14 protein-coding genes are annotated in these 19,230 nt (G+C 59.0%); 5 read left to right on the forward strand and 9 right to left on the reverse strand.

The window, feature by feature from the left end; genetic code table 11:
- Positions 1-25: 25 nt before the first annotated feature.
- A complete protein-coding gene (locus ADG881_RS11345) occupies positions 26-499 on the reverse strand; it encodes a peroxiredoxin (protein ID WP_007150699.1) in 474 nt (157 codons plus the stop codon).
- A gap of 185 nt (positions 500-684) precedes the next feature.
- On the opposite strand from ADG881_RS11345, the gene ADG881_RS11350 reads away from it, so the two are divergent.
- Both ADG881_RS11350 and ADG881_RS11355 read left to right on the forward strand, forming a co-directional pair.
- Positions 685-1,350: an SDR family oxidoreductase gene (locus ADG881_RS11350; protein ID WP_039926654.1), complete on the forward strand. Its 666-nt coding sequence runs from the start codon at positions 685-687 to the stop codon at positions 1,348-1,350.
- 60 nt (positions 1,351-1,410) lie between these two features.
- Positions 1,411-2,007, forward strand: coding sequence for a hypothetical protein (locus tag ADG881_RS11355; protein ID WP_039926656.1), 597 nt, complete (start codon positions 1,411-1,413; stop codon positions 2,005-2,007).
- A gap of 101 nt (positions 2,008-2,108) precedes the next feature.
- Here the strand turns inward: ADG881_RS11355 and ADG881_RS11360 are convergent, their stop codons facing one another.
- The 3 genes from ADG881_RS11360 to ADG881_RS11370 all read right to left on the reverse strand — a co-directional run bounded on the left by ADG881_RS11360 (position 2,109) and on the right by ADG881_RS11370 (position 5,357).
- The gene (locus ADG881_RS11360) at positions 2,109-4,202 is read right to left on the reverse strand and encodes a VIT and VWA domain-containing protein (protein WP_039926657.1); all 2,094 of its coding nucleotides are present in this window, start codon (positions 4,200-4,202) and stop codon (positions 2,109-2,111) included.
- A gap of 118 nt (positions 4,203-4,320) precedes the next feature.
- Positions 4,321-4,815 carry a hypothetical protein gene (locus ADG881_RS11365; protein WP_039926658.1) on the reverse strand — a complete coding sequence of 165 codons (495 nt, stop codon included), beginning with the start codon at positions 4,813-4,815 and terminating at the stop codon, positions 4,321-4,323.
- Positions 4,816-4,871: 56 nt separating this feature from the next.
- Positions 4,872-5,357, reverse strand: a complete 486-nt coding sequence (locus ADG881_RS11370) for a YajQ family cyclic di-GMP-binding protein (RefSeq protein ID WP_007151374.1) — start codon at positions 5,355-5,357, stop codon at positions 4,872-4,874.
- A 187-nt stretch (positions 5,358-5,544) separates the two neighbouring features.
- Between ADG881_RS11370 and ADG881_RS11375 the strand changes: the two genes are divergently transcribed.
- Positions 5,545-6,165, forward strand: a complete 621-nt coding sequence (locus ADG881_RS11375) for a 1-acyl-sn-glycerol-3-phosphate acyltransferase (protein ID WP_007150593.1) — start codon at positions 5,545-5,547, stop codon at positions 6,163-6,165.
- Positions 6,166-6,261: 96 nt separating this feature from the next.
- Here the strand turns inward: ADG881_RS11375 and ADG881_RS11380 are convergent, their stop codons facing one another.
- On the reverse strand, positions 6,262-7,689 hold the full coding sequence (locus ADG881_RS11380; RefSeq protein WP_007148389.1) for a hypothetical protein: 1,428 nt from the start codon (positions 7,687-7,689) through the stop codon (positions 6,262-6,264).
- Positions 7,690-7,703: 14 nt separating this feature from the next.
- Positions 7,704-8,876: an amidohydrolase family protein gene (locus ADG881_RS11385; RefSeq protein WP_050760152.1), complete on the reverse strand. Its 1,173-nt coding sequence runs from the start codon at positions 8,874-8,876 to the stop codon at positions 7,704-7,706.
- 370 nt (positions 8,877-9,246) lie between these two features.
- Between ADG881_RS11385 and ADG881_RS11390 the strand changes: the two genes are divergently transcribed.
- Positions 9,247-10,656, forward strand: coding sequence for an aldehyde dehydrogenase (locus ADG881_RS11390; protein WP_007150142.1), 1,410 nt, complete (start codon positions 9,247-9,249; stop codon positions 10,654-10,656).
- A gap of 114 nt (positions 10,657-10,770) precedes the next feature.
- On the opposite strand, the gene ADG881_RS11395 is transcribed toward ADG881_RS11390, so the two are convergent.
- From ADG881_RS11395 to ADG881_RS11405, 3 genes are all read right to left on the reverse strand, one after another.
- Complete coding sequence (locus tag ADG881_RS11395) at positions 10,771-11,709, reverse strand: IS110 family transposase (RefSeq protein ID WP_369699524.1); 939 nt, start codon at positions 11,707-11,709, stop codon at positions 10,771-10,773.
- Positions 11,710-12,128: 419 nt separating this feature from the next.
- Complete coding sequence (locus ADG881_RS11400; RefSeq protein WP_007149609.1) at positions 12,129-15,272, reverse strand: efflux RND transporter permease subunit; 3,144 nt, start codon at positions 15,270-15,272, stop codon at positions 12,129-12,131.
- On the reverse strand, positions 15,269-16,471 hold the full coding sequence (locus ADG881_RS11405; RefSeq protein WP_007149883.1) for an efflux RND transporter periplasmic adaptor subunit: 1,203 nt from the start codon (positions 16,469-16,471) through the stop codon (positions 15,269-15,271). The genes ADG881_RS11400 and ADG881_RS11405 overlap by 4 nt, the downstream gene beginning before the upstream one ends.
- 305 nt (positions 16,472-16,776) lie before the next feature.
- Here ADG881_RS11405 and katG point away from each other — a divergent pair, with 305 nt between their 5' ends.
- On the forward strand, positions 16,777-18,942 hold the full coding sequence (gene katG, locus ADG881_RS11410) for a catalase/peroxidase HPI (RefSeq protein WP_039926659.1): 2,166 nt from the start codon (positions 16,777-16,779) through the stop codon (positions 18,940-18,942).
- Positions 18,943-19,230: the final 288 nt, after the last annotated feature.

The following is a 19,230-nucleotide window of genomic DNA, read 5'->3' on the forward strand; positions in this document are numbered from 1 at the left end:
ACAGGCATCCTTTGTACCGGTAAAATTAAAGCTGGCCCAGCACCGTGTCGGCGCTGCTTTTGTCCACGCCTTTGGCGTCCACACCGATGTATTCCACCACGCCATCGTTGGCGATCAGGGCGAAACGCTTGCTGCGCATCCCCATGCCGCCACCGGTGGCGTCCAGTTCCAGCCCCAGCGCCTTGGCAAACTCGGCATTGCCGTCTGCCAGCATGGTCAGGCGCTCGGCGTTCTGGTCTTTCTGCCAGGCATCCAGCACGAAAGCGTCGTTAACAGCCATGCAGGCAATGGCATCCACCTTGTCCAGCAGGGCGTCGGCATTCACGACAAAGCCGGGCATGTGGGTGTTGGAGCAGCCGGGCGTGAAGGCGCCGGGTACGGCAAACAGCACCACCTTGCGACCTTTGAAAAATTCCCCGGTGTTGAGGTCTTCCGGGCCGTCTGGGCCGTTGGTTTTCAGGGTGATGGAGGGAAGGGTATCGCCAACTGCAATGCTCATGATTCGCGTCCTTGGCTTGAGAATGGACACTCACTGTAGCAAAGAGACACGGACAAAAAAGGGGGTTTACGGACAGAGAGGCAAACCACCGCCACAGGGGCCTGTGAATGTGGCTTGTCCGCTGGTGTTGAATGCGAAACAGGTTCAGGGTAACTATCTGTTGAATCAGGCAAAAGGAGAAAGTTGTGGGTCAGACAATAGTCATTACCGGAGCGAATCGCGGAATCGGCCTTGCCATGGCGCAGGCGTGGTGTGCCAGAGGAGATACCGTGCTGGCCACTTGCCGCCAGCCCTCTGCAGCGCTGTTGGAAAGCGGCGCCAAAGTGATCGATGGCGTGGATGTGAGCACCGCGGACGGGGTGATGAACCTGCAGAATGCGCTGGGCGAGATCCCGGTAGATGTGCTCTATAACAACGCCGGCATCATGTGCAGTGAAACGGTGGACGCCATGGATTTTGACGCCATGCGCGACCAGTTTGAGGTCAATACGCTGGGGCCGCTGCGGGTCACCACGGCCTTGCTGGGCAACCTGCATGCGGGCAGCAAGGTGGGCCTGATGACCTCGCGAATGGGGTCCATGGCGGATAATACCTCCGGCGCCAAATACGGCTACCGGGCCAGCAAGGCTGCCCTGAATGCGGTTGGCAAGTCCCTGGCGGTGGATTTGGCGGCGCGCAGCATTGCGGTGGCGATTCTGCACCCGGGCTGGGTGCAGACTGACATGACCCGGCAGAGCGGTAATCTGACGGTGGAAGAAGCGGCCAGCGATCTGATTGCGCGGATGGACGCCCTGACCCTGGAAAACAGCGGGACCTTTTGGCACTCCGATGGCAGCGTGCTGCCCTGGTGATGGGGTTGCGTTCCCTGAATACAGAAGAGGGTTTCACCGAATGCTGATGGAGAACAAGTCATGACGCACGCTGTGCGCTTTCAACATCCACGCTACACCATTCGCCGCAAGTTCTTCCGGTTCTTCGGTGATGCGTTCCACCTTTATACGGATGATGGGGAACTGGCGCTTTACTCCAACATGAAGCGCTTCCGCATCCGCGAAGACATCCGGCTTTACGCGGACGAAAGTCAGGACCAGGAGTTGCTGCGAATTTCCACTCGCAGCATTTTCGATTTCGCTGGCGCCTATGACGTACATGATTCGCAAAGCGATGAGCATGTGGGGACGCTGCGGCGGTCGGGCTTCAAGTCGTCGTTCCTGCGCGATCACTGGACCTTTCTGGATAGTGGTGGCCAGGAAATCGGTACCCTGCAGGAAGACTCCATGCTCAAGGCACTGGTGCGCCGCTATATCGAAGCGTTGGCTTTTTTCTTTCCGCAGCACTACCACGCCACCGTGGGGGAGAGCCCCGTAGCCGAGTATCGCCAGCGCTTCAATCCCTTCATTCTGAAGCTGGATGTGGATTTCAGTGCCGATCGTGAGGGCCGGCTGGACAAGCGCTTGGGGATTGCTGCCGGGGTGTTGATGTCTGCCATCGAAGGCCGGCAGGAGTGACACGACAGGGGGCTGCCTGCCCTTTGCCGAAGCCTCGGGGCTAAGACGAAAAAAACCGGACAGGGCTACCTGTCCGGGAAGGTTTGTTGTCGTTGGCAGGATCAGCGGCGGCGACGCAACCCGCCGCCGATCAGCAGGATAAGGAAGGGCAGCAGCGCTCCGATACCGAAGGCGCCACCGCCTCCACCACCACCGCTGCTATAGGACGGCCGGTTGCTGGTGTACATGGGCTGGGCGGTGTCCGCACGGTTGCTGGTGGGGGCGTTAGCCTGACGCTGGGCCTTGGCCAGTTTTTCGATTTCCCGGCGTTTGGCGTTGCGGCGGTCGATACCGTATTCGGCGAACACTTCGTCGCGCAACACCACCATGGAGGTGTAGTTGGTAACCAGGCCGTATTCCAGGCCCAGATCCACGATGCCCTGTTGCAGGTCCTTTTCCTCCCCGAAATAATTAATCTCCTGCTGCATGTCCTGGATGGTGGCATAGGCCCACAGGCGTTCCAGCTCCGGGTTGTCACCGCCCTGGGCGGGGAAATTGAAGCGGGTTTTGTACTGCTTGTTTTGGCCCGCCACGTTGGCACGCAGGGTGACTTTTGCCGGGCCGTCGCCCCAGTAATGGCCGAGCAGCACGATTTGACGGCCGTGGTAAATGCTGCCGATGCGCTGGGGCTGGAGATCTGCGGTACGTACCCCGTCGATATCGATTTCAACGTCATTCATGGCCTGGTGGGTGAGCTTGGCAGTGGCGTTAAGAATCTGCCCGGCGATGTCATCGCTGTTGGAGACGCTGATGGCAAAGCCGTTGCTGGCATTGGTCATGGCGGTAAGCATGGGCCGGTTGGCGCTGTTACCCATGACAAAAGTGAACAGACGAACGTCGTGGTTTTCCAGCAAGTCGATAAAATCTTTTTGCTGGGTTTTGCCCACGTTGGCCACACCGTCGGTGACCAGCACGATGCCGGTGGGGCGGTCTGCGTCCAGTGGGTTCAGGGCCAGGCTCAGGCCGCCGAACAGGTTGGTACCTCCCCGCGACTGGAGCTGCATGACCTTTTTCGTGTACTGGCGAATATTGTTCGGGGTGGCGTCTACAAAGCCACTGGTGAGTTCTTCGGCACGGTCATCAAACAGCACGATACGGAAGCGATCGCCGCCGCGCAGTTTGCCCAGTGCCTGGCTGACGCCGTCGCCCAGGGTGGCCAGTTTGGCGCTCATGGAGCCGGAAATATCCAGTACGAACACCCAGTCGCTACCGGTGGTGATCGGGGGCAGATCATCACCGGGGGTGATGCTGAGCATGAAGGTGCCACGGTCCTTGCCCGGTGCCTTGTAGGCCACCAGATCCACGCTGCCGGGAAGGTCCTGCTGGTGGCGCCAGTAGACCACGATGTCCTGGTCCAGGGTGAAGGCATTGGCCGGTTGGCCGTTGGCAGCCGGTGGTGCGAAGTTGGGGTTCTCGCTGTTTGTTTCTTCTTCACTGCTGGCGGTGGCCGTGCGGTTGTCCAGTGTTACCTGCCATTGTTGTGGGCCCAGCTGCTGGATCTGTGCCTGGGGATGTTTGGGCAGCCGCAGTGCATCCACCGGGTAGCCGCTGCGCAGGTTCAGGGTAAAACTGAAGTGTTCTTCAACGCTGTCGTTGGCGGTCCAGAAGGCCAGCTTCTTCTCGTCCACGCCGCCTTCCTCCAGCGGGTACACATAACGGCCGATGCCGGTATCCACGGAGGCAGGCTGCATGTAGACCAGCCGCACCCGGGTATCCTGACCGGCGCGCACAGGCTGCACCTTCACATCAAACGCCTTGTAGCTGTCTTTCTCGGTGAGCCCGGCTTCACGGCCGGCGGCTTTTTCCTGCTCGTATACCTGGCGGGCCTGCTCTTTTTCCAGCACTTCACCGATCACCGGTTTGTCGTCGATCCATACGGTGAATTCGGCCACGGTGCCTTTTTCGGGAACCGGAAAGCGGTAGTAGGCTTCCAGGTCCTGATCATTGGGGTTGTGGAACACCTGCTCGACTTCGGTGATGGCATAGCCGTCTTCCACATCCACAGTGACATGCTGTTCGCGGATCTGTAGCGGTGGCAGGTTGCTGTCGACGGGGGCCATCAGCCCGGCGGCGATGCTGTGCTGAGTGGCGGTCAGGGCGCTGAGTGTCAGCGCCACCGTGGCGAGAAGACGTTGGAATCGATTCCTGAAACCCATGAGGATTCTCCTTGTTATCGGTCATGGGCTACGTTGTACGCGCTGGCGTCTCTTTTGTTAAACAGTGTTCATTAACAAGACATGTCGCAAGGTGTTCAATAGAACGCGAATGTGGGTATTACCCGTTATGGATCAGTTGTTTACGTGTGGCATCGACTAATGCAGCGAAATCCGGGCGGGCAATGACGGCCAGCACCAAAGTGTAGACGCCGTTGAGCAACGCGAGCAGCACATCCGCCTGCATCAGGCTGAGGGCGATCACCCCCATGGAAACCGCATCCAGCATGCCCAGCAGCATGAACATGCTGGCCTGCACTTTGGCAACCGCCTGATCGTCGGAAGGGTCGGCGGGGGTAACGGTCTGGGCCTGGCGGCCGGCGATGGCTGAGGGGGATAGCAGCACATTACGCAGTGGTCGTGCTACCACCAGCATCAAACCCATAGCCCCCATGGCGCCCATGCGCAGGGTTTCCTGCGGCAGCAGATCAACGGAGGCGGTGTAGTTACCAAACCAGACCAGTCCGGCGATGGCGATCCCGATCAGCATGGGGGCGGAGAGCACTAGAAACCAGAACATATTAAGCCGCTGTACGGCGGAAGTGGACGCGGACATAAGTGATTCCTGTAATCGGTTACTGATGCTTGAGCGGTTGAATAGAACGGTGTGGTTTAGTCCCTGAAATTATTGAACTGCAGCGGCGTTTCGATTTTTGATTCCCGCAGCAATGTCATTACTGCCTGCAGGTCATCGCGCTTCTTGCCGTTCACCCGTACCTGATCACCCTGGATCGAGGCCTGCACCTTGATCTTGCTTTCCTTTATTTGCTTCACAATCTGCTTGGCAACGGGTTGATCGATGCCCTGGCGGAAGGTCAGGGTCAGCGAGAAGGTTTTGCCGCTGTGTTCAGGCTCTTCCGGTTTGTCGGCGCCGGCGGCGCTGATGTTTTGTTTCAGGCAGGCTTTGCCGAACAGTTCTTCCAGCTGGCGAACCTGAAAATCGGATTCGGTTTTTAGGGTAACGGCCAGGCCGTTCTGCTCGATGCTGGCCTCGACGCCGCGGAAATCGAACCGGGTGGAAAGCTCGCGGTTGGCGTTATCCACCGCGTGGCGAAGGGCGACTTCATCAATCTCGGAAACAATATCGAAAGACGGCATAAGGGGTCCTGTCGGCAGTAATGAGCGTGTCTTGATGGGCAATTATACAGAGGCAGACCGGTGACAGGGCAAGTCGGGGTGGTTGTCGTCAATGCGGGTGCGGTGGGCTATCCGATATACTGCGGTGCTCTGTTACGCTGCGGCCCGGTCCGCAGGACGAAAGATAACAACCATTTGAGGGTAGGGTATGCAGAACCAGTCCACAGGCGGGCCATCCCGTGTGCCATTGGGGCAGCGAATCGGCCAGGCTCTGCTGCGGCTCACCGGCTGGACAGCCGGCCCCTTCCCGGATATCGACCGTGCAGTGATTGCCGGCGGCCCGCATACCTCCAACTGGGATGGTGTGCTGGCGTTGGTGAGCCGCTCCGCGCTGCAGAAAGACGTCAACGTGATGATCAAAAGCAGCCTGTTCAAGGGGCCGTTGGGGGCGCTGTTGCACGCGTTGGGGGCCATGCCGATTGAACGGGGCAAGGCCGGCGGTATGGTTGAGCAAACTGTGGCGGCGTTTGCAGAGCGTGAGAAACTGCTGATCGCGGTGACCCCGGAAGGCACCCGCAGCAATGCAGACCAATGGAAACTGGGGTTCTATCACATTGCCCGCCAGGCCAACGTGCCGATTATTCTGGCGTTGGCGGACTACAAGGCAAAGACCTTTTCGTTCCCCGTGGTGATTTATCCCGGCGATGATATGGAAGCGGATCTTCAGCAGATCTACTCGCACTTTGCGCGAGCGACGCCGCGCCATGCGGACAAGCTCTCTGCGCCAGTCTCTGCGGCAAAAGCGGCGCGTGAGGCTGACGCGCAATAACCGCATGCTGGGTCAAGACGTCTTTGGCGAGTGGGTGTCGGAACGTAAGAAGGGAGAAGTGGGCAGGCCTCGAACCGAGAGGCCTGCGGGGTGGTTTTAGAATGCCAGCACCATATCGGTGGTGAAGGCCCAGCCGTTACCGCCCAGCTGGAATGGCACACTGCTGTACCCCACCGGTGAATCCTTCAGGTAGAGGCCCTGCACGTTGAAGCGGAACTCCTTGCGTTTGAACGGGAACCAGTTGAAGCCCACGCTCAGGTCGTGGGGCGTGCCGTACTCACCCTGGATCTCGGAATAGGCCACATAGGGTTGCAGGGTTTTCGGGATGGCCATCATCGACGCCTGTACCTGGTACCCCTTGTCGTCCAGTTCGTCCACCGGCAGTGGCCCGTTGGCATCGAACTTGTCCACCCAGCGATGGTAGAACTCGGCCTCCAGGAACCAGCCCCGGTATTTCAGGCCCGCATTGGCGGCGGCCATCTGGTAGGTGGCCTGGTCGATGGCGGTGCCGTTGTTGAACGGATCCGCCTGGAAAATCAGGGTGCCGTCGGACAGCCGAATCTGGGAATTTTCGAACGAGTTTGTACCGGGCTGCGCCTGGGCATCTTCACGGCTGTGGGTGAAGTGAATGCCGAAACGGGTGGCCAGCTGTTCGTGGAACTCGTAGTCCCCCAGGCCTTCGCCCGGGCCATATTCCCCGGTGGTGGGCATCCACCACAGGGCACCCGATGCGGTGTTGAGTCCGTCATCCAGCTGACTGCCGCTGACCCCCAGTTGGCTCAGGTTGTTACCGAGCATGGCGCGGTACATCAGCCCTTCGGCAATTTCACCTTCCGCCCAGATACCGGTGGTGTATGAGCCGCGGAAGAATTCATCCGCAATGGTGCGATGATCGTTCTTCAGCCAGTTCGGGAAGGTGTAGTTGGTGGAGCGCGTGGACGGCAAGGCACCGATACCGGCATAGAGTTTGAACGCCGGGTTGAAGTGGTACCCCAGGTTACCGGCCACGACCACCTGTGCCGGGTCGCCCTGGCTGGTGTTGGACGTCCACGTGTAGAAGAGGTAATGCAGCTTGGGATCAAAGATCCAGCCCCTGAAGCTGATGTTTACCTTCTGGAACTGGAAGTCATTACGCGGATCGACACTCGAGGTGCGCCCGAAATCATCGGTATAGCTGCGCTCGAAATCCTTTTGATTCAGATAGCGGGTGTAGCTGAAAACCCCGAAGTTGACTTCACCCATGTCCGAGTTGAACAGGTTAAAGCCTTTGCCCGGCCGGTAGCCCAAACTGCTGCCAGGATTATCGGCAGGGCGCTGGGGGGCCGGTGTGCTTTCCCCGTACAGTTCGGTTTCCAGCTGCTGGATGCGCTGATCGAACTCCTGGCTCTGTTGCTCCAGGTTCTGGCGCAGGGAGCGCAGTTCCTGAAGCTGTTTTTCCACCGCCGGGTCGGTGGTTTCAGCTTGTACCGGATTGGCAAGCAAGGCAGCGCAGAGCGCTGCCGAAGAAGAGGTGATTTTTCGCATTCCCGAGTCCTTTATTATCCGCTTTTGCTGGTGTCATCTGCAGGGCAAACGTTGGGTGCGTTGTAATCCAGGTCCATCAGACGGAAGTAGTTGGCGCCCAGTGCGATGTTATGGAATGCCTCGTCGTCCAGGGCTTTCAGGGCACGACTGGTGACTTCCAGCTCCTTGCCATACTGGTCATCTGCCTTGTAGCCAGCCGCCACAAAGTCGGTGCCTGGCAGGATGCGGGTGGAGTATTCGTTAAAGAAGGGAATGTAGATATCACCCCACTGGTGATACTCGTTGTAAAGCACGTCCCAGGAGATATCCAGCATCAGGTTGGGGTACTTGTCGAGCAGCCCCTTGAGGATGGTGACATGCTGCACCGGGTTCATCTTGCCCAATTCCTTGGAGAGCCCCATGTGCGCCCACACGATCTTGTTATCCGGGTAGGTGGCGAGGATATGTTTCATCAAGGGCAAGTGTTCGGTGGGGTTGGCGTCGTTACCGAGGTCGGAGTGGAAGGTAACGGGAATGCCACGTTCCTGCAGCACCGCCATGAATGGCGCCCATTGATCGATGCTCTGCATGGTGGCCGGTTCGTGATTGTTTTTCAGTAGCGCCTGTTTCACCACATTCAGCTCGCCGCTCCAGCTGAACATGCCCGGGTACTCCCGGTCATACAGTTCGATCAGCTCCACCACGTTTTCCGGATGCGCCAGGTCCATGAAGGTCATGGACAGGGTGATGTGCAAATTGTCGTTGGGGTAGGCCACGGTTTCCATGCCATTGACGAAATCGTTCTTGATGCTCGGCTCGGCAGTAACGCCGGGGCAGTCCAGGTAGTAGTTGCAGCCGGAATCCAGCTCCAGTATCTGGCCGATGCCGAAATAATTCACAACGCGAACACCCTGGTCTTCCAGCATGGTGTGCAGCTTTTCCGGTGGAATGGCGGCGCCACCGAAGGGGCGGGGGTGAAAGTGGGCATCCACCAGCGGGGTGTAGGGTTCTTTTTCCCGGTCGTAGCAGGCTTGTTGTTCGCTGGGCTGTTGCAGGGATTCCAGCGTCCGCTCATTGGCTGTGCGGGTCTGGGTCGCGGTGGTGGCGCAACCGGTGATCAGCACGGCCACAGGAAGGGCGACAAGAGATTGACGGAAACGCGGTGACACAACGGCTGCTGAAAGCTTGCCGAGAATATCCCTATTCATGATGAACTCCCCTGATTTTTTTATCGGTACCGGATTCACTGGATCGGTCTTGTTCGATACTAGGAGAAAATGTACAGGCCTACCACCTGCGCTGCCACGTAATGCGAGTGGGTGTGACAGAGCCAACAGTCCCTGTTCCTGCCTGACGCTGGTGCGCTCATCGACAGTCACCAAGTAGACGCTCGGTGCGAATCTGTGGATGGCCCATTTTCTGTAAGAAAAACAATAAGTAAGAGCTTGTTTACTTTGTGGAGGTAAATGACTTCGGTTGGTTTTTTATGTCAGGTTTCGCGCACTTTTCTCATGGTGGGTGCGGTGGGCCCGTGGAACACTCGTGCCCCTGAATAAGGTATTCACACGGAGATTAGCCATGGGTGCGGTTCTGGATAACAGCAATTTGAATGAAGCACAGGGGTGGGCGGCCAGTGCCGTCGCCCGTCAACGTAACTACTTTGAATCCGGGGCGACCCGCAGTTATGCATTTCGGCTGCGTCAGCTGAAAAAGCTGAAAGAGGCCATTGTGCAGTATCAGGGTCAGATTCAGGACGCCCTGTATGCGGATATCGGGCGCCCGCCCTTCGAGGCCTACATTGAAATCAGCACGGCCATTGAAGATCTCAAGCACACCATCAAACACCTGAAAAACTGGATGAAACCCAAGCGTGTGGGCACCAGCATGTGGGCGCAACCGGGTCGCAGCCGTATTGAGTCTACCCCGCAGGGCGTCACCTTCTTGCTCGGCCCGTACAACTATCCGTTTCTGTTATTGGTACAGCCGCTGATCGGTTCCATTGCCGCCGGCAACACGGCTGTGCTGAAGCCCTCCTCCTTGAACCCCACTGTGGCGGATGTGGTCGAGAAGATCATCAAGCAGTGCTACGGCGACGAATACGTGGCGGTGTTCAAGGGCAGTACCGAGGTGACCAATGAGCTGCTCGAAGAACGCTTCGACCATATCTTCTTCACGGGTAGCCCACGGGTGGGCCGTATTGTCATGGCTGCCGCTGCCAAGCACCTTACCAAGGTAACGCTGGAGCTGGGCGGCAAGAGCCCCACCATCGTGCATAAGGACGCCAACCTGAAAGTGGCCGCCCGCCGGATTCTCGCCGGCAAGATGTTGAATGTGGGGCAGACCTGCGTGGCGCCGGATCACATCCATGTGCATGCGGATATCAAGAGTGCCTTCGAGAAGGAAATGGTTGCTACGCTGAAGGAATTCTACGGCGATGACCCGCGCCAGAGCCCGGACCTGGGCAGGATGATCAATGATCGACACTTTGACCGGGTGGCCGGCTTGATTGACACCGCCAAAGTGCTGGCAGGCGGCGAGACGGACAAGGGTGTGAGATATATTGCCCCGACCTTGCTCAAGGACGTGACCATGGATGACGCCGTGATGCAGGAGGAAATTTTTGGCCCGGTGCTGCCCATGCTGACTTATTCGTCCATGGAGGAGCTGATAGGCAACCTCAAAAAACTGCCGGAACATCCACTGGCGTTATACCTGTTCACCGGCAGTGAACAGGTGGAGCGGCAAGTGCTGGATAATGTCCAGTTTGGTGGCGGCTGTATCAATAATACGGTGATGCATGTGGCCAACCCGCACTTGCCCTTCGGTGGGGTGGGCGAAAGCGGCATGGGGGCTTATCACGGGCAGAACTCCTTCGATGTTTTTTCTCACAAGCGCAGCATCCTGAAGGCGACGACACTATTCGATATCAAGTTTCGCTACGCGCCTTACAAGGACAAGGTGAAAATGATGAAGAAGCTGATCAAGTAACGCTTTCCTCCATAAAAAAGCCCGGCATATTGCCGGGCTTTTTTATGGAGGAAACACGAAACACGAAACACGCGCGTGCCGCTGTAGGAGATTCTATGTTGTCCACCCCTGTCTTCATGAGGCAGGGGCCGGCTGATAGTCGGTGCCATTTTTCATAAGCGCGAAGGCGATACGAACCAGTTTGCGCGCCAGAATGACCAGCGCTTGGGTGGTTGCCAGCCCACGGTCCAGATAAGCCTGATAGACCCCTGCCCAACGCTTGCTCCGGCGAGCGGCCATGGCCGCGCAGTAAAGCAGCCTACGAGTTTCTGAGTCGCCTTTCTTGGTCAGTTTTCGCTTGCCGGTCTTGGTGCCTGAGTCTTTCACGTGAACGTCCATTCCCAGGAAGGCCACGAACGCATCACTGTTCCTGAAGTCGCCTCGCAGGAAGGCCATGACAAGGGCATAGGCTGTCAGATCGCCCACGCCCTCCAGGGCTTTGCAACGCTTCACCTGATCACAGAGCCCTGCCTCTCTGACCGCGTCGCGAAGGTGCTTCTGGATCTGTGCATCCAGCGTGTTGATCTGAGAGATCAGCCTCTTTAAGCCGGCTTTGAGTAGCGGCTCTGCACCCAGGCTTTGCTGGATAATGGTCCGCGCCTTGACCAGTGCAGCCCGGCGACGCAGCAGGATCTGCAGCGTCCGATACGCCTTGGGTGGCGGGCTCCAGCGGCGCAACGCCTCTTTTTCATGTTGCAGATGGCGGGCAAGTAGCTGTGCGTCAGAGGCGTCCGTTTTGGCACGACCACCTGTGCCCTTGCGGTAATGGTGGAGGCGAGAACCATCAATCACGTAGATGTGATGGCCTTTACGGTGGGCCAGCTCGATGGCATCCATGTGATAAGTGCCAGTGGCCTCGATGGCTATCTCACAGTGGGCAGGCAGACCCTTGAGCCAAGCCCGAATGGCTTGGGGTGTGTTCTCAATGGAATAGGTCTGGCCCAGGAAATAGATGACCAACTCGGCCTTGGCCACGTCGATGCCGATAATGGAGGGTTCTACTTGCATTGCCACTGAACAGCCCCTTGCGCTAGGTTACACATGCTTGTCGGTGCGCACCTGAACGCTGGCTTGCTAGGTATCGTCGGTCTGAGGTGCAACTCAGCCGATGGATTCTTTATCGGCGTATGAATAGGTGCGAGGTGGGGCCAAATCTCCTACCGTCTGTACCTTAGGTCAGATGCCCCTTTGGTCCCTCCACCCCGGCAAGTCCTGCATGGTTGCAGGAGGAGCATTCAAACATACAAGCCCCCTTCCAGGGGGCGAACCGTGCGCAGCACGGCATCGACCGAAGGGCGATCAGGCATCTCAGCGTGCGACAGGTTTCAGAAAATATTTCGCAGCGGAAATGTTTCCCTCGCCAAGACTCGGGTTCGCGCCGCGAGCGGCGCTCCTACAGTGGCCTTGTCGTTTTCTCGCCATTCGCCACTGATTTATTTCAACAATTTCTGCTTCAGATACTCCCGGGTGCTTTGCACCATGGCGTAGAAGGCGGGAATCATCGGCGTGCCGATCAGAAGCGCGGCCAGCATGCCCCACATCACCGTATGCCCCAGTGAAAGCTGGCTGAACATGCCGGCGCCGCTGGCAAAGGCCAGCGGCAGGATGCCGAGTACAAAGGACAGGGCGGTCATGCACACGGCGCGGAAGCGCAGGCGCCCGGCTTCGGCGGCGGCTTCCAGAATGGACAGCCCCTCCTGCTCGCGCCGTTCACGGGCGAACTCCACAATCAGGATGGCGTTTTTGGCGGCCAGGCCGATCAATAACACCAGCCCCACCTGGGCAAACAGGTCCAGCGCTCCCAGCTGCGGGATGCCGATCTGTCCCACCATCAGCAGCCCGCCGATGGCCCCGGCCACCGCGATGGGTACCACCAGGATAATCGCCGCCGGCACCGACCAGCTTTCGTATTGCGCCACCAGGAACAGGTAGATGAACACCATGGCCAGGGCGAAGGCGATACCAATCTGGTTGCCGGCCTTGCGCTCCTGATAGCTCTGTCCGGTCCATTCCACCTGATAGCCCTCCGGTAATACCTCGGCGGCCACGCGTTCCAGTTCGGCCATGGCATCGCCGCTGGAGACGCCCTCGCCGGGCTGGGCGCGGAGAATGGCGGAGCGGTACAGATTGAAGCGGTTGGTGATGTCTGCACCCAGCACCGGTTCGGTGGTGAGCAGGGTGGACAGCGGCACCATGTTGCCGTTGCTGCTGCGGGCATAAAGCCGTTCGATATCCTTGAGGTCGGAGCGGTAGGCCGGGTCGGCCTGCATCATCACCCGGAAGGTGCGCCCGAACAGGGAGAAGTCATTGATGTAGCTGGAGCCCAGCTGGCTCTGCAAGGCAGAGAAGATGTTGGTCAGCGGTACCTGCAAGGTCTTGGCCTTGTTGCGGTCAATATCGATGCGGTACATGGGCACGTTGGCCCGGAAGCTGGTGGAGGCGCTGCCAATCAATGGCGACTGGTTGGCTGCCGCGGTGAGGATTTGCATGGCCCCGGCCAGGTCCGCATGGCTGCGGCCCAGGGTGTCTTCCAGCACCAGTTCCAGGCCGCCCACGGCGCCCATGCCCGGTACGGAGGGCGGCGGGAAGGACTGGATCTGGGCTTCGGGAATGGTCTGGTAAGCCTGCTGGGTTACCCGTGCCGAGACGGCCAGGGAGATGTCCTTGAAGTCCGGTCTTTCATCCCAGTGCTTGAGTACCACGAAGCCGGTACCGCCATTACTCTGTACCCCGCCGGTGAGCATGGAGAAGCCGGCAATCATGGTGGCCGATTCCACCGCTGGATCATTGTCGAGCATGCGCTGCACCTGCTCGATAACGGCTTCGGTGCGGTTGATGGACGCCGCATCCGGCAGCTGCACATTCACTAGCAGCAAGCCCTTGTCTTCCATGGGCACAAAACCGGTGGGCACGGCGCGGGCGCCAAAGAACAGGCCCACCATGATCAGCGCATACAGCACCAGAGTCAGGCCGCGTCGGCCCAGCAGGCCACCGACCACCCGGGAATAGCCCAGGGTGATTTTGGCAAAGCCCTTGTTGAAAGCGCGATACCAGGCGGGCTCACTGTCTTTGCGGCGCAGCACCAGGCTGGCCACGGCCGGGCTCAGGCTTAATGCACAGATGGAGGAAATCACCACGGCCACGCAGATGGTCACCGCGAACTGGTTGTACATGATGCCGGTGATGCCGGGCATCAACGCCACCGGTACAAACACGGCCAGCAACACCAGGGTGGTGGCGATGATCGGTCCGGTGACCTCTTCCATGGTACGGGTGACCGCGTCACGGGTGGAAATGTCCGGGTCTTCAAGCAGGTGCCGGTCGGTGTTTTCCACCACCAGGATGGCATCATCCACCACGATGCCGATGGCCAGGATCAGGCCAAACAGAGTGATGGTGTTGATGGACATGTCCGCCACCAGCATGATCGCCAGGGTCCCGATCAGGGACACGGGAATCACCACCGTGGGGACCAGGGTCGGGCGCCAGTCACCGAGGAAAATAAAGGTGATCAGGATGACCAGACCCACCGCCATCAGCAGCGAGGTGGTAACCTGCTGAATCGCCACTTCCACATAACGGGTGGTGTCGTAGCCGATGGCGTATTCGAGCCCGTCGGGGAAGGTTTTGCTCTGTTCTTCCAGGGCCTGCTTGAGGGCATCGCCGGTGGCCAGGGCGTTGGCCCCCGGTGCCAGATAGGCGGCCATCACCGTGGTGGGGTGGTTCTGGTAGTTGGCGGCAATGCTGTAGGAAAGCTGGCCCAGCTCAATGCGCGCCACATCCCCCAGTCGCACCATGGCGCCGTTCTCGTCGGCACGCAGGATGATGTTCTCGAATTCCTTCACATCCTTGAGTCGCCCTTCCAGCTGCAGGGCATACTCGGTGCTCAGCTTGCCGTCGAAAGGCGGTGCGCCGATCTTGCCCGCGGGGACCTGCACATTCTGTTCGCGCAGGGCATTGGAAATATCGTCCGGGGTAATGCCCAGTGCGGTCATCTGTGGCGGGTCCATCCACAGGCGCATGGAATAGTCTGCAGAACTGAACACGCTCACATCGGACACGCCCTCTACCCGCTTGAGCGGGTTCTGCACATTGAGCAGGCTGTAGTTGGCGATGAACAGTTCATCCAGCGAGCCGTCCGGGGAATACAGGTTGATGGTGAAGAGAATGTCCGGGGAACGCTTGTCGATGGTCAGGCCCTGGGCGCGGACTTCTGCCGGTAGCGAGGGCTCGGCCAGCTTGACCCGGTTCTGCACCCGCACCAGGGCCATGTCCGGATCTTCACCGACCTCGAAGGTCACCGCGAGACTGTAGCTGCCATTATTGGATGAGCTGGACGACATGTATTCCATGCCTTCCACCCCGTTGACCACATCTTCGATGACCTGCCCCACGGATTCTTCCATGATCGCGGCGGACGCACCGGGCCAGCTGGCACTCACGGAAATTTGTGGTGGCGCCACTTCCGGGTATTCGGAAATGGGCAGCAGTTTCATGGCCAGCAGGCCGGTGAAGGTAATCACCAGGCCCACCACCATGGCCAGTTTGGGTCGCTGGATAAAGACGCCACTGATCACGGGGCAGTACCCCCGTTGTTGTCCGTCGCCGCTGGCGCGTTCGTTTTGTCGGTGTCTTCGTTCTGATCTTTTTGGGGCTGGCTACCGGTATGGGGATCGGTGGCTGGCTTGTAGTCAGAGACCTGGACTTCACTGCCGGGGCGCACTTTCTGGATGCCGCGCAGGATGACTTTTTCCCCGGCCAGCAGCCCTTCGGTGACCAGCACATTTTCGCCGAAGCGGTCGCCGGTCATCAGGTTGTTGCGCAGCACCAGATTGTTGGTGTTGACGGTAAAAACATAGGTGCCTTGTTGATCCACCTGCAGGGCCGCCTGGGGAATCATCAGTCCGCTCAGGCTTTGCTTGAGTCGCACATGGGCCTGCACAAACATGCCAGGGCGAAGCAGGTCACGGGGGTTGGGCATGGCCGCGCGGACTTCCACGGTGCCGGTGTTGCTGTCCACCCGGTTGGAGACGTAAACGATGTTGCCGGTGTAGGGATACTCGCTGCCGTTGGGCAGTTCCAGGCCCACTTCAATCTCTGAAGGCTTGGGCTGGTTGTCGCTCATGGCCGCTTCGGTGAGCAGTCGCTCGGGGATCTGGAAAACCGCCTGCATGTCGTTGCCACCCACCAGGGTGGTCAGGGTACCGAAACCGGGGCTGACCACATCGCCCACCGAGGCGATGGAGCGCCCTACGCGACCGGCCTGGGGGGCCTCGATATGGGTATAGGACAGATCCACCTGGGCACTTTCCCGTGCCGCCCGGGCAGATTGTTCGGCGGCTTCGGCTTCCTGCTGGCGGGCCTTGAGGGTGTCGTATTCGGAATCGGAGATATAGCCCTTGTCCACCAGCTTGTTGGCGCGGGAAAAGTTGCTTTTGGCTTCCGCCAGAGTGGCCTTGGCGCGCTCATGTTCGGCCTTGGCCCGCGACAGGGCCGCCTTATAGGGCGCCGGGTCGATATCGAACAGGGGCGCACCGGCTTCCACCGTGTCGCCCTCGCGGAAATGCACGGCAGTGAGCTTGCCGGATACTTGAGCGGTGATGTTCACGTCACTGCGCGAATCAATCCGGGCGGTGAAAGTGCGTTCGGGCTGGTAGAGCTGCTCGCTGGCGGTGACCACAAACACTTCCGGTGGCGGTGCTTCGGTGGCGGGCGGCTCTTCACAGGCAGCTAAAGCGAGAAACAGGACGGGCAAACCAAAACGAGTCAAACGCATGGGGGTGAAATCTCCGTGTCAGGCCGCTGCGCGTGGCAACCGGTTCCCTTTGTTGTTGTGTGCATTGTCACCTTACCACCATATGGTGGTAAGAGAATGACGTTGTGAATAGGATATTGAGAAGGCGTCAGCGGGGCGGCCGATGTCGTTATCAACAGCTGAGCATTGGCTATTTGAACTATTGTTCTGGCTATGGCGTTTGATAAAAACTATCGGCGCATTTGCCAAAGCCAACTGGCCGGGGGCGAGGGTTAAGGGATATAACTGAATCAACAGCTAACACACACTCAAACAGGGAGAGAGTCATGGCTGATGCAAGTCAATGCCCGATGCATGCCGCGGGTGGTGGAACAACCAACAAGGACTGGTGGCCCAACCAGTTGCGTCTGGATCTACTCAACCAGCATTCCTCACTGTCGAACCCCATGAATGTGGATTTCGATTATGCCAAGGCATTCAATAGCCTGGATCTGGAGGCGGTCAAAAAAGATCTGCACGCGGTAATGACCGATTCACAGGACTGGTGGCCGGCGGATTTCGGCCACTACGGTGGGCTGTTCATTCGGATGGCCTGGCACAGCGCCGGCACCTACCGGATTGGTGATGGGCGTGGCGGCGGCGGTCGCGGCCAGCAGCGTTTTGCCCCGCTCAATGGCTGGCCGGATAACGTCAATCTGGACAAGGCCCGCCGACTGATCTGGCCGGTGAAACAGAAATACGGCAGCAAGATTTCCTGGGCGGATCTGATCATTCTTACCGGTAACGTGGCACTGGAATCCATGGGCTTTAAAACCTTTGGTTTTGCCGGTGGTCGTGAAGATACCTGGGAACCGGATCAGGACGTGTACTGGGGCCGCGAAAAAGACTGGCTCACCAATGACACCCGGTTCTCGGATAAGCGAGACCTGGAGAATCCTCTCGCAGCCACCATGATGGGGCTGATCTATGTGAATCCGGAAGGTCCCAATGGCGACCCGGACCCGAAGGCTGCCGCCCACGACATTCGTGAGACGTTTGCGCGCATGGCCATGGACGATGAAGAAACCGTTGCCCTGATTGCCGGTGGTCACACCTTCGGTAAAGCCCACGGTGCCGGTGACCCGGAAAAAGTCGGACCTGACCCGGAAGACGCCGGGCTGGCCGAGCAAGGCTTCGGCTGGCGTAGCAGTGTCGGTGCCGGCAAGGGTGACGACACCATGGGCGGTGGCCCGGAGGTGACCTGGTCGCAGACGCCGACACAGTGGAGCCATTACTTCTTTGAAAACCTGTTCGGTTTCGAGTGGGAACTCACCGAGAGCCCGGCCGGTGCCAAGCAGTGGGTAGCGAAGGACGCTGAACCGCAGATGCCCTATGCCCAGGACAAGAGCAAGAAGCACAAGCCGATGATGCTGACCACGGACTTGTCGCTGCGCTTTGATCCGGCCTACGAAAAAATCTCCCGGCGTTTTTATGAAAACCCGGACCAGTTTGCCGATGCCTTTGCGCGGGCCTGGTTCAAGTTGACCCACCGTGACCTGGGGCCGCGTGCCCGCTACCTGGGCCCGGAGATTCCCGACGAGGAGCTGATCTGGCAGGACCCGGTGCCCGAGGTGGATCATGAGCTGGTGGACGACAAGGACATTGCTGCACTGAAGAGCAAGATCCTGGATTCCGGCCTCAGTGTGTCCGAGCTGGTGTACACCGCCTGGTCGTCTGCTGCCACCTTCCGTGGCGGTGACAAGCGTGGCGGTGCCAACGGTGCCCGTATCCGTCTGGCCCCGCAAAAAGACTGGGAAGTGAATCAGCCGGAGCAACTGGCCCGGGTATTGAAAACCCTGGAAGGAATTCAGGCCGATTTCAATAGCGGTAACAAGAAGGTGTCGCTGGCGGATCTGATCGTGCTGGGCGGCTGTGCCGCCATTGAAAAAGCGGCCAAGGCGGCCGGCATGGACATCACCGTTCCGTTTTCACCGGGGCGTACCGATGCCAGCCTGGAGCAAACCGATGTGGCGTCGTTTGAACCGCTGGAACCTAAAGCGGACGCATTCCGCAACTACCAGCAGGCACGCTTCTCCATGGGCGGCGAGCATCTGATGGTTGACCGCGCCCAGCTGCTCACGCTGACGGCGCCGGAAATGACGGTGCTGGTTGGTGGCCTGCGCGTGCTGGGTGCCAACTACGGTGGCAGCGACCTGGGTGTGTTCACCGACAAGCCCGGGACCCTGACCAACGACTTCTTCGTGAACCTTCTGGACATGGGCACCGAGTGGAAGCCGGTATCCGACGATGAAGAAACGTTTGAAGGGCGCGACCGCAACAGCGGTGAGCTGAAGTGGACCGGCAGCCGTGTGGACCTGGTGTTCGGCTCCAATTCAGTATTGCGTGCGCTGGCGGAGTTGTATGCCTGTGCCGATGCTCAGGAGAAGTTCGTCCACGATTTCGTGGCCGCCTGGACCAAGGTGATGGAACTGGAGCGCTTTGACCTGAAGTAGTGCCTTGTTTGTCACTGCAAAATGAAACGGCGCGCTGGCAACAGCGCGCCGTTTTTTTATGGTTTATCGCGTACTTTGGATACCCGACGCCGAACGCCAACCGCGAAAGCCACACAAACAGAAAAAAACCAGCTGCAGGAATGCCGCAAAGCGGAGTAACGCAGGCAGTTCCGCGCTGCCCAAAGGGTGAGCGAAGCGAGGGCGTTGCAAGTAGACGGATCCAGCGGTCGACCGGGCCCCATTCCCGGTATCTTGGGTAACAGGAAAGTTATTCCAAGGCATGTCGTC

The sequence above is a fragment of the Alcanivorax sp. DG881 genome (assembly GCF_000155615.1).
In the GTDB taxonomy this organism is placed as follows: Bacteria; Pseudomonadota; Gammaproteobacteria; order Pseudomonadales; family Alcanivoracaceae; genus Alcanivorax.